Origin of the sequence: uncultured Chloroflexus sp. (assembly GCF_937129525.1) — a bacterium.
Lineage (GTDB): Bacteria > Chloroflexota > Chloroflexia > Chloroflexales > Chloroflexaceae > Chloroflexus.
Genome location: NZ_CAKZNK010000067.1, coordinates 95,787 through 107,785 on the forward strand (window position 1 = coordinate 95,787; position 11,999 = coordinate 107,785).

Here is an 11,999-nt window from a genome sequence, read left to right on the forward strand (position 1 = left end):
ACCGTCGCCAAGGTATGGTATAATTGCGTGATGTCACGCGGGAGCGGAGATGGACAGACGCTCCCAATAGTCTTTCTGTTCCGCCGTTGCGCCTGGAACGCGCCGCCGGGTGAGAAGCGAGCGGAACGTCACCAGAGGAGGATTGTGTGCGCGATCGTCGTCGAGAGTACGAACTGGTCATCATCATCAGCCCGCTGTATGCCAACGAAGAGGGCATCACGGCCAATATCGACCGCATCAAGCAGACCGTCGAGCAACTAGGCGGTCAGGTTAACACGGTGAGCCAATCGTCACCGTGGGGGCGCCGCAAACTGGCTTACCCGATTCGCGAGTATGTGACCGGCGAAGCCAGTCGCCGCAGCTTCACCGAAGGGTACTACGTCTTCTTCACCTTGACTCTGAGCGCGTCGAAGGTTGCCGAGCTGGATCGGGCAATTCGGCTGAACGATAACATTCTGCGCCATCTGCTGGTGCTGGTGGAATCCAAAGCGGCGCCGCCACCCCCGATCGAGCCTGAGACTGAGTCTGAGGAAGAGGAAGAGCCGGCATTGAGCGACGAATAGAGTAGCCGACGGCGTGCCGGCAGACAGATCGCAACATTGACGCGAGTCAGCAACGCTTATGCGCGAAGCACAAGTCTGCTGACCTGCACTTCGGCGGGGGTAGCGTAAAAACAGATGATGCAACTGTTTGAGCACGTTCCCTACCCCCGCTTGCGCGGTCAGATTGCCGGTTGCACATCGTTCTGGAGGGTGCTATGGCGCGTGATTTGAACAAAGTGCTTATCATTGGTCGCCTTGGCGCCGATCCAGAGCTGCGGTATACCGCTACCGGCACGCCGGTTGCCACGTTTCGGGTAGCCGCTGGTCGTCAGTGGCGTGATCCTGACGGTCATCTCCACGATGAAACCGAGTGGTTTCAGGTTGTCGCATGGAATCGGTTAGCAGAAATCTGTAGCCAGTATCTCAGGCGGGGAGCGCGGGTTTATGTGGAGGGTCGGTTACAAACCCGCGCGTGGGAAGATGCCCAAACCGGTCAGCCACGTTCGCGCGTTGAGGTGGTTGCACAAGATGTTATCTTGCTGGATCAGCGTGAGTCGCGAGAGGCTCGCTCGGAAGACGTGCCACCGCCGCCTCGTCGGGAACCGCCACCGGATATTGGCGATGATGATATTCCATTTTAGCCTATGTCACAAACACCAAAGCCGCCTCGTAGCGCACCGTCGTCGGCGCCAGCTCCCGCGCCGCGCCGCCCTTCGCGCCGTCGTCTCGAAGAAGAGCAGCGCCAGCGCCTGATCATTATCGCAACGGCCAGCGCGCTGGCGATTGCGCTGATCGCAATTGTAAGTGGGGTCATTTACGAACAGCTCTGGATCCCCAGCCGTCCAGTTGCGCAAGTCGGCGCAACCACGCTTACCCGCAGCGACTACTGGCGCGAGCGACGCCTCGCTTACGCGCGCGAGATTTATCAAAACTTTCAGTTACTCGACCTGTTCGGCGCAAGCAGTCCGCAGCTTGCCCAGCAATTTCAGGGGCGAAGTATCGTAATCGATCAACAAATTCGGGCTTTGCGTCGCGCCGAGATTGAAGAGCGGATTGTCTCGGAATGGATTGATCGTCAGATCAAACAGCGCGCTGCTGCCGACTTTGGCATCACGATCAACGACGATGCTGTAAAGCAAGAGGCAGTGGCCGATCTGGCGTTCATCTTCATTCCACCACCACCAGAACCCACACCTACGCCCGATCCGAACGTGACACCGGAACCGACAATTGACCCGGCGGCTACAGCCACTCCCGAACCGACTGCAACGCCTTCGCCGACGCCGGGGGGACCAACCCCTACTCGCGAACCGTCGCCGACTCTGGCCCCAACCTTCACGCCAGTGCCAACGCCACTGCCAGCCGAAGCGCAGGTTCAGTTCGATCAGATTATTGATGAAATCTATCGCCGCTATGAGTTGGAATTGATCGTAACCGAGACCAGCCCAGAACTAAGCAAAGACGAGTTTCGCGAGGCACTGCTGTCACAGTACCGTGAACGGTTGCTCAACGATGAGATTCAAGCCCGCCTCGTGCCGGAAGAAAGTTTCACTGCCAGCACAGAAGTGGAGCGAGTCCAGGCGCGCCAGATTTTGATCGCCGTCAACCCGCCGGCTGAAGCTACAGCAGAGCAGATCGAGGCGGCATTTGCCGCTGCTTTGCCAGCCGCGCAAGACATCGTGGCGCAACTGCGCGCCGGGGCCGATTTCGCTACCCTGGCAGCCGAACGGTCTGATGACATCGGTTCACGCGACAACGGCGGCGACATCGGCTCGTTTGATCGCAATGGCTTTGCCGATAATGGCGCCACCTATCCGCCAGAGCTGGTAGAAGCAGCCTTCTCGTTGCCGGTTAACCAGATTAGCGATCCGATCCGCACTCAGTTTGGCTGGCACATTCTCGAAGTAACCCGCCAGACGATCCCGTCGAAAGAGGATCAGTTGCAGCGGGCGCGAACCGAGGCATTTGACCGCTGGATCGCCGAGCAACGGGCAGCAGCGGATATCCGGCGCTTCCCTGAGCCGACCCCAACACCAACGCCATTCCCGACTGAACCGGCGCCAACGATTGTACCGACCTACCTGCCCGGCCCGCCGACGCCGATCCCGACGCCAACCCTGGAGCCAACAATCGAGGTTACGCCAGAACCAACACCAACAGCGACGGTGACACCATAAACGTGTGGCGCGCCAGAGCCGGCTAGCTCTGGCGCGCCGGGCCTGCGGCAGTGTCATCACGATTGCACACTTGCTAATGACTGCCATTTCACACTGACAAAGCCTAGAATCACTACTGTTCCTTACCTATGCAACGCTGGCGTCCCGTTCCAACAGCTCGCATCTGGATTGGTTTCGCGCTCACCATTATCAGCCTGGTGGGAGCAATTGGGCTGCTGCTACGGCTCAGCACAACCCTTACCGGCCCAATCGAACAGTGGCCGATTAATGGGTGGTTATTCGTGGAGGTCGTGGTGGCGCTCGCTTTGCTGACGCTGGCCGTCGCCTTCCTCTACCGCACCGGCGCTGCGCTTACACTCCGTTACAGCATTGACCGCAATGGTCTCTACATCCAGTGGCTGGGTAGCCACGCTACCATTCCTCTCAATCTGATTGATCGGATTGAGCAAGGGGCGCTGGCGATAAGCGATTGGCGCGCCGTCCTGTCCAGCATTGGCTACTATCATGGCCGGGTCAAAACCCTCGATGGGACGATTATTCACCGCTTCACCACGCGACCACTTGCTGAAGCGCTGGTTATCTATGCCAATGGTGAAGCATATGCCATCTCACCGGTTGACCCAGCCGGCTTTGTGCAAGAACTCGAACAGCGCCGTCGTCTCGGCGCGATCCAAACACTGACACCGGGCATCGAAGTAGCGAGGTTTCTGGTCTACGACTTCTGGGCCGACCCGGTAATACGACAACTGTTGTTCACAACCATCATCCTGAACCTGCTGCTATTCGGCGCCATAGCGGCTATCTATCCGAACCTGCCGCCACAGATTGAATGGCGCGGCGATCAGATTGGCGCCGCAGCCGAACTTGCGCCGCGAGCGCGAATCTTCTTCTTGCCGATAGCGGCAGCGCTTACCGCGCTTTTTAATGTGATCGGCGGCCTAATCGTATACCGACACAGTCCACTCGCCGCCCGACTCTGGCAAGGATTTTCTCCGGCAGTTCAACTCTTCTTTGCGATTGCGACCATTGCAGTGCTACGCTCGTGAACTCTGGTTGCGATGACCATCGGGTTGGCAGATTGGTGGGCCAAACATGCCCACTCAACGCGCTATTGCACAGATGCGCAAGGAAAACCGGATTGCGCCACCAACCTGCCACGATCCGGGCAATGGCGGCTGCAACCGTTGCCGTCATAGCGTCTCGACTACCGGACGGTCGATTTGCTCACTGCCAGGCACCTTCGCGCATCGATGCGACATTGTTCGTCCCGCCCCAGACCAGCGCAATAGTTCGTGGAAACGCGCGCGAGTCTGACCTCGCGAGATCAGGCAATTGGTTGTCTTGACAATTTTCCCTATCGCATGCTACGATCTCCACTATCGAACGGGAATTTTTCCACATAGACGGTTTCACGCTGCGTCAGAGCAATATCGTAACCTGTCGAACTGACATAACCGTCTTCCGGCTGTTTCGCACAACCATCATCTGCACATCATCAGGTCAAGCGTCGTCCTGTATCCACCCGAGGAGAAAGGAGGAGTAGGAACAGTCAATTAACACAAATGTGAGTCACTTTGCTCAGGAGGCGATAGCATTCTATACGCAGCGCATACCGCTCTGAAAACCCCGCTTCGATAGGATCCTCAATATGGAACAGATGTAACTTAAGGAGTGTCGCGATGAATCTGCTTCGCTGGCGTCACTCGCTCGTCCTCGCCCTGCTTTTCGGCCTGCTGTTACCAATCCTGGCAGCCTGCGGCGGAGGTTCAACTCCTGCCGGGCAGCCAACGACAGCTCCGGCTGAGCAACCCACTGCCGCGTCACAACCCACTGTCGCGCCACAACCCACTGCCGCGCCGCAACCCACTGCCGCGCCGGCGCTCGGCACGGCGCAACCGGGCGTTCTACGACTGGTGACCGGCTCAGAGCCGGACAATATCGATCCACAGAAAGCCAGCTTCGTAAACGAAATCCAGTTCATCATGATGGCCTATCAGGCCCTGATGACCTTCGACCTCGATATGAATCCGATCCCTGGCGCTGCCGAGAAGGTTGAGGTCTCAGCGGATGGCACTGTCTACACCTTTACCCTGCGGCGCGACGGCAAATACAGCGACGGCACGCCGCTGACGGCCCGCAACTTTGAATATGCCTGGAAGCGGCTGGCCGACCCTGAAACTGCCGGCGAATATCAATCGCTGCCCTGTGGCATTATCAAGGGTTACAGTGAGTACAGCGCCGCTGCCTGTCAGGGCCTCTCGATGGAAGAGGTGATGAAGCTCGATCTTGAGAAGCTGCGCGATGAGTTTGGCGTCAAGGCGCTCGATGATTATACGCTTCAGATCGAGCTGGTCGCGCCAGCGCCTTATTTCCTCAGCATGGCGGCGCTCTGGATCGGCGCGCCGGTGCGCGAAGAGGATGTCGCGAAGGGTGATGACTGGTGGTACTACCCCGAAAATTACATCGGCAACGGCCCCTTCGTCTTGAAGGAGTGGGAACACGATAGCAAGGCGGTATGGGAACCCAACCCCAATTACGTTGGGCCGCTGGGGCCGGTCAAGCTCAAGCGCGTTGAATACTACATGATCACCGATGGTCAGGTCGCGTTCCAGGCCTATCAGAACGGTGAAATCGACATTCTGGGCGTGGGCGCTGAAGATCTGGCTACCGTTGAGTCTGATCCAGTTTTGAGCCAGCAGACGATTGATGTGCCGGGTTCCTGCACCTTCTACTTCGGCTTCAACCTCGCCAGACCGCCGTTTGACAATAAGCTGGTGCGCCAGGCATTTGCGCAGGCGCTCGACCGCGAAGCGTATGTGCGCGATGTCTTCCAGGGTCTTGGCTCGCCAACTTACAGCTTCATTCCACCCGGATTCCCTGGCTACCAGCCTGACCTGCGCTTGTGGGAGTTCAACCCCGAAAAGGCCAAACAGACTCTGGCTGAAGCCGGCTATCCCAATGGTCAGGGCCTGCCTGAGATCCGCCTGACCTACTCTGGCACGGCGCGCAACAATGCCCGGTTCGAGTGGGTTGCCAACCAGTTTAAGCAGAACCTCGGCATCGACGTGATCCTCGATCCGATCGATCCAACCGCCTTTGCGGCAGCTACCAAAGATAATCCGCCGCAGATGTTCTCATTGGGCTGGTGCGCTGACTATCCCGATCCACAAAACTGGGTGTCACTCTTCCAGACCAACGGTCTGCTCAGCGCGCGAGTCAACTATTCGAATCCGCAGCTCGATGAGCTGGTGCGCCAGGCTGATATCGAACAGGATCCGGTGCGTCGGGCCGAGCTTTACGCGCAGGCCCAGACGATTCTGGTTGAGGATGCGCCAGTCGTCTTCATGCTCAACAACGGCGGACCGGTGCTGGTGAAGCCATACGTGCAGGGGATTACACCTGAAACGATCACGCCGCTGGATTACTGGCTCGGCTTCTTCAACCTGCCTAACGTTGATGTCCAGCCCTAAGCGAAATGACTGATGAACCACCGGCGGCACAGCGCATGCGCTTGCCGCTGGTGGTTCGGAAGCCGACTCACCAGCAATCTCTTGCCCGCTCTGCGTGGATGCTCCGGTCTCGGCGGGCCAAACTAGTCGGGAATGCTAGCTATGACAGCCTATATCATTCGGCGCATTTTGTGGAATATCCCGGTGCTGATCATTGTTGGCTTTGTCACTTTTGGTATTGCCAAATTAACCCCTGGTGGGCCTTTCGATACCCAACCCGAACGTCGCCAGCTTTCACCCCGCGTTGAAGCCATTCTCCGCGAGCGATTTGGCATGGATCTACCCTTCTGGCGCCAGTTCACCCGCTATATGTTTTTCGACATTGTGACCGATCCGCGCACAGGTGAACGGAAGATCCAGTGGGGCGCAATTGCCGGTAATCTTGGGCCAACCTATACCTCGCGCGGCGCGCGCACGGTGCAGCAAGAACTGTTTGAGGGAACAGCATCCCGACCGAGCAAGTTTTACTATTCGGCCCGGCTCGGTTTGCAAGCATTGGCCTTTGCCGTCGTTTTTGGCGTTCCACTTGGGATACTGGCAGCGCTACGACAAAATACCTGGCTCGATTATCTGCTCTCGCTTTCATCAACAATCTTTGTTGCGCTTGGCACGTTGATTACCAGTCTGATCCTCGTCATCATTTTCGCTGTCATTCTCAACTGGTTTACCGTCATTCCCGATTGGAGCGATCCGGTCAAACCGTGGATCTTGCCTACGGTCGCCCTTGGCTCAACCAGTATGGCTTTCATTGCCCGTCTCACCAGAGCGAGCGTGCTGGAAGTGAAGCGGCAGGACTACATTCGCACAGCGCAGGCCAAAGGGCTGGCCGGGCAGGTGATTGTGTGGCGCCACATGTTGAAAAATTCACTGTTGCCGGTCGTAACCATCCTGGGACCAGCTTTAGCCGGCCTCATTACCGGCACGTTGTTTGTTGAAACCATCTTTCAAGTGCCCGGCATGGGACGAACGTTCGTTGACGCAATCGGCAAACGTGACTATTCAATGATTATGGCCGGCTCGCTCATCTATGTCTTCTTTTTAGGAATTGCGAATTTGCTGGTTGATATTGCATATGGCGCGCTTGATCCGCGGATTACATATAAATAGCGAGGAACTGGCGTGACTTCGTCGGTGAAACCAATTGCCAATCCTATCGAACTCCAGACATTAAACACCAAACCGCGCAGTTTGTGGTCAGATGCGCTCCGACGCCTGCGCCGCAACTACGCCGCCATGGTGGGATTGGTCGTCATTGTGCTGTACGTGGTAGTGGCAATCGCCGCTCCGGTGCTGGCGCCGTTCAACCCGGTACAGCAGATCCCCAACAATAGCCTTCGTCCGCCGGCGTGGGTAACAGACAATCCGGCCCGCATGGGAGTGCCGGAGCACTTGCTCGGCACCGATACGCTGGGGCGCGATGTGTTGTCCCGGCTGATGTACGCCATCCGGGTCTCCCTGATCGTCGGAATCGTGCCGCAATTCGCCATCCTGCTGATTGGCGTTACAATCGGACTCATCTCAGGTTTTGCCGGCGGTTGGCTCGACAACCTGCTGATGCGCTTTACCGAAATTGTGGCCGCCTTCCCCGATCTGCTCTTCATCATTGCTCTTTCCACCGCTTTCCGAGAGACGTGGCTGGGTCGCACATTTAACGGTTTGCTCCTGATCTTCATCGCCGTCTCGCTGGTAAGCTGGACAGGCATCGCCCGCCTCGTGCGCGGGCAGGTGCTGTCGCTGAAAGAGAAGGAATTTGTCGAAGCAGCGCGGGCAATCGGCGTGCCGACTACCGCTATTCTCTGGCGACACATCCTGCCCAATACGATGGCGCCAATCATCGTTTCAACGTCGTTCAGCATCCCTGCACTGATTAGCGCCGAAGCTGTGTTGACTATCCTGGGTGTGGGTATGCGGCCATCGGTTGACCCAGATAACCCATTTCCGACCAGTCTAGGAGTTATGTTGACCGAGGGCTACAATAACCTTTCATCAGGTCCGTGGTTGCTCAGCTTTCCCGTGATCCTGATTGCCGGTCTGATGCTATCGTTTACCTTCCTCGGTGACGGGTTGCGCGATGCGCTCGATCCGCGCGAGCGTTAGCAGATAATGGCCGGTCGGCAAAGCATGACGCTGATCTCCTACCCGGTCATCGGTAGAAGTCGGGGAATGTTGTGGTGAAGCGAAGGAAAATGGCTATCACACCGCATCACTGTGGAAGCCGCCGGGCAAACATAGCAGAGCGATGGACGAAGACAATGTAACGATCGCGCTGCGCGCCGATGTGAATACGCTCAGACAGGCCTGATCGAGAGTTACCCTGACGTAACCTGTCTCGATCCGCATGGTCGCTCAATGCAGCCTTTCTTCAGTGAATTGGCGACTGGACGAGATTGAAACAGCTCACGCCGAGACAACAAATCAGTGGGTACATAGGTGAGGCAGGGCAGAGAGTAGCTCTCTGCCCTGCCCTCAATTGTCAAGAGATTCCTGACGACTGCGCTTAGTACAGCCGGATCCGGTAGCCAACCTGCTTCAACAACTCGCTGGCGATGACATGCTTCTGGATCTCGTTCGTCCCCTCAAAAATGCGGGTAACGCGAGCATCGCGGTACATCCGTTCGAGCGGTAACTCGCGCGAAAATCCCATGCCACCATGGATCTGGATCGCTTCGTCGATGATCTGGCTGGCCATTTCGGTGCAGTAGTATTTAACAATGCTGCTTTCGAGAGTCGCCTGCTGACCGGCATCGACCCGGCGAGCGCAATCGTAGACAATCTGCTCCATGGTGTAGAGTTTGACCGCCATCTCGGCCAGCTTGAACTGAAGGGCCTGGAATTCGGCAATGGGGCGACCAAACTGGTGGCGCGTAATCATATACTTGCGGCTCAATTCAAAGGCCTCTTTGGCCGAGCCGATACTGCTGGCGCCCAAACCGCACCGCCCGATGTCGAGGGTGCGCATTGCGAGGGGGAAACCCATTCCAACCTGACCGAGCACATTCTCAGCCGGCACGCGACAATCCTCAAAGTAGAGACTGGAAGTATGTGAGGCGCGCAACCCCATCTTATCTTCAATCTTGCCAACGCGGAAGCCGGGCATAGTCTTCTCGACAATAAAGGCAGTGATACCGCCACGCGCACCCAAATTCTTGTCGGTAACAGCGTGAACGACAATCACATCGGCAAAGCTGCCATTGGTGATCCACATCTTCTGGCCATTGATGACCCATTCATCACCGCGTCGCTCGGCAGTGGTCTGGATATGAGCAGCATCGGAACCGGCGTTCGGTTCGGTCAGCGCCCAGGCTCCCCACATCCGACCTTCAATCAATGCGCGCAAGTAGGTCTCTTTCTGCTGTTCAGTGCCACCGAGATAGATACTCATCGCCGCCAGTTGGGAATGGGCGCCGATGATTGTCGCATGACTGGCGCAGACGCGGTTAATTTCCTCCATCAACACGCAGTAGCCGGTAATGCCGAGTTCGAGACCGCCGTAACGTTCTGGGAAGGGAACGCCGAGCAGGCCAAGATCGGCAGCCTTCTTAAGCGTCTCAAACGGCACGCGCTCCTCTTCATCAATCGCGCGCGCGATGGGCCGGATCTCCTTGTCTACAAATTCGCGCACCGTCTGACGAAACATCTTGATCTCAGGGCTGTGTTCATACTCCATTGTGAGCTGCTCCTTCGCTTGTAAGATCGTTCATCCAGAACCGAAACGGACATACGCCGCGCGGGCGAGGTAAAGTAGCTTCCACTATTTGCGCTCCAGGTTTCCGGCCTTGCGCGCGGTATGATACTCCATCAGATCGCTACGTTCTACCACCGGTAACAGCAACACCGATGGATGATCGGCATCGAGACAGATCCGATGTTCGACCGGAACCCCACCCCGACGTTGACCATAGGGACAATCATCACCGGGGTGTGGCCCCCAGCGCGGACTACCGCCGCCGGCAACCTGCACCCGAATGCGGTGACCGGCCCGAAAACGCTGCGCCGTAGCTGTGAGATCGATCTCGATCCGGCGTGCGCCGTCAGCCTGCGTTTCACCAACGCCCGACCGCACCCGCGTAATCCCGTCGCAAATATTGATACTGCGACCATCGGGATAAACATCGCAAAGTCGGCCAACCAGATCGAAGGAGGGCTGTTCGGTACAGACGTACAGGCAGAGCCGCACCGGCCCGATCACATCAAGATCGCGCATCAGTGGCGGGCTGGTGAAGGTCAACACATCTGATCGAGCTTCAACAAGGCGCTGATCGCGTGGGCCACCCTGAGAGCTGAGCACAGCGCCACCGATTGCCGGCGTTGGGCGAGCCGGATCGTAAGAAAACCGGGCCGGTGGCGCGCCAGCCGGCGGCATATCGCCGGCAAGACTACGGTCAGCCTGCAAGTAGTAGCGCGCGATCCTGGCCGGCGGCGGCCAGAAATCCATCTCGTGCCACTCATGACTACCCATCAACGCAATCCGCACCGGACGGCGGGAAAGGAGGTCGCGCTGGCCCTTCAGATGGGCATCAAACCACCACAATCCCTCGCGCAGCCCCTCAAAGACGAGCGCGAGATCATTGTGCGCGCGGGGCAGCACGGTCAGATACGGACGCTTGCCGGCAGCGACCAGCGCCGTGTAATCGGCCAGTTGGCCGGGCAGGAAAATGTCGTACCAACCGGCCACCAGATGGACTGCAGCGTTAATGCGATGAAGCTGGCGATGATAATCCACCCGCGACCAGTACTCTCCATGCGGGTCAGTATCGCGCAACCAGCGCTGGAAAAAGGGAACAGAAGCGCCGGTTGCCAGGGCATCGGCTTCAGCATAAGGCTGATGCTGAAGCGCGCGAGCCAGAATGCGCTCGCGCTGGACAAATAACCGCCACAGGATCGTTGGGTGCAGTGATTTCCGGTTAGTGGCCTGGATCAAGAAAACCCAGCGTAACGTTGACTCGAGGGCAAAAGCGCCACCCGGATAGAAGAGCGGCGAGAAACGAGCACTGGTGACAACCGGCACGATTGCCTTAAGGAAAGGAGGCCCATCGATGGCCGGCCCCCACTGGGTATAACCCACATAGCTCGGCCCCCAAAGACCGAGATTGCCATCAAACCAGGGTTGCTCACCGATCCACGCGACGGTTGCCCGGCCATCGGCGGCTTCGTTGACAAACGGTTCAAAGACACCCTCTGACCGGTACCGACCGCGCGCACTCTGCACAATCACGTTGTAACCACGCTCGGCGAAGAGCAGGCAGCCAGTATGTTCGAAGATTCCCAGCGGCCCCAGCTCAGCAGGACGACCGTAAGGCGTGCGAATCAGAATAGTGGGAAAGAGACCGCTGGCGTTCGGCGCATAGCGATCGGCGTAGAGCACAACGCCATCAGGCATCCGGATCGGAAGATCGCGGGTAACAGTTACGCGATATTCAGCAGGACGCAAATCAAGCAGACGGGCCAACAGGTGGCGTCGGGCGGCAAATGCAGTTGCCATTGCTATCCCGGCTCCAGCCAGAGACCATCCGATCCAACGCATGCGTCACTCCGCTGTGCTATGACTTATAACACGCTGCGTCATTGATCATAACATGCGCCGCTTGATGTGTCAACCTTCAAGATTACGCGACATCATAGTTTCTCAACATCGATCGCCGTGACCGGCACTGTAGTAGAAGGAACTGTAATATGCTTGCGACTCGCTCTAACATTGCTCTTATTGCGGATCCAGAAGCTCTGGGGTACAATACAGAATGTGAAATTATCAAACAACTGTGCAATGGGAG

Annotated in this window: 9 protein-coding genes; 7 read left to right on the top strand and 2 right to left on the bottom strand. The window is 57.5% G+C overall.

The features are described from left to right. The first annotated feature begins 146 nt into the window (after positions 1 to 146). The 7 genes from rpsF to Q0650_RS08185 all read left to right on the top strand — a co-directional run bounded on the left by rpsF (position 147) and on the right by Q0650_RS08185 (position 8,325). On the top strand, positions 147 to 563 hold the full coding sequence (gene rpsF, locus Q0650_RS08155; protein ID WP_298817739.1) for a 30S ribosomal protein S6: 417 nt from the start codon (positions 147 to 149) through the stop codon (positions 561 to 563). Positions 564 to 757: 194 nt separating this feature from the next. Continuing rightward, positions 758 to 1,183, top strand: a complete 426-nt coding sequence (locus tag Q0650_RS08160; RefSeq protein WP_298817741.1) for a single-stranded DNA-binding protein — start codon at positions 758 to 760, stop codon at positions 1,181 to 1,183. 3 nt (positions 1,184 to 1,186) lie between these two features. Then, positions 1,187 to 2,719, top strand: coding sequence for a peptidylprolyl isomerase (locus tag Q0650_RS08165; protein WP_298817742.1), 1,533 nt, complete (start codon positions 1,187 to 1,189; stop codon positions 2,717 to 2,719). A gap of 128 nt (positions 2,720 to 2,847) precedes the next feature. Continuing rightward, complete coding sequence (locus tag Q0650_RS08170) at positions 2,848 to 3,765, top strand: PH domain-containing protein (RefSeq protein WP_298817743.1); 918 nt, start codon at positions 2,848 to 2,850, stop codon at positions 3,763 to 3,765. 633 nt (positions 3,766 to 4,398) lie between these two features. Beyond that, the gene (locus tag Q0650_RS08175) at positions 4,399 to 6,189 is read left to right on the top strand and encodes a peptide ABC transporter substrate-binding protein (RefSeq protein WP_298817745.1); all 1,791 of its coding nucleotides are present in this window, start codon (positions 4,399 to 4,401) and stop codon (positions 6,187 to 6,189) included. A gap of 141 nt (positions 6,190 to 6,330) precedes the next feature. Next, a complete protein-coding gene (locus Q0650_RS08180) occupies positions 6,331 to 7,335 on the top strand; it encodes an ABC transporter permease (protein ID WP_298817748.1) in 1,005 nt (334 codons plus the stop codon). Positions 7,336 to 7,347: 12 nt separating this feature from the next. Then, complete coding sequence (locus Q0650_RS08185) at positions 7,348 to 8,325, top strand: ABC transporter permease (RefSeq protein ID WP_298817751.1); 978 nt, start codon at positions 7,348 to 7,350, stop codon at positions 8,323 to 8,325. A gap of 400 nt (positions 8,326 to 8,725) precedes the next feature. Here the strand turns inward: Q0650_RS08185 and Q0650_RS08190 are convergent, their stop codons facing one another. Beyond that, positions 8,726 to 9,895, bottom strand: coding sequence for an acyl-CoA dehydrogenase family protein (locus Q0650_RS08190; protein ID WP_298817753.1), 1,170 nt, complete (start codon positions 9,893 to 9,895; stop codon positions 8,726 to 8,728). An 84-nt stretch (positions 9,896 to 9,979) separates the two neighbouring features. Next, positions 9,980 to 11,752, bottom strand: coding sequence for a CocE/NonD family hydrolase (locus Q0650_RS08195; protein ID WP_298817755.1), 1,773 nt, complete (start codon positions 11,750 to 11,752; stop codon positions 9,980 to 9,982). Positions 11,753 to 11,999: the final 247 nt, after the last annotated feature.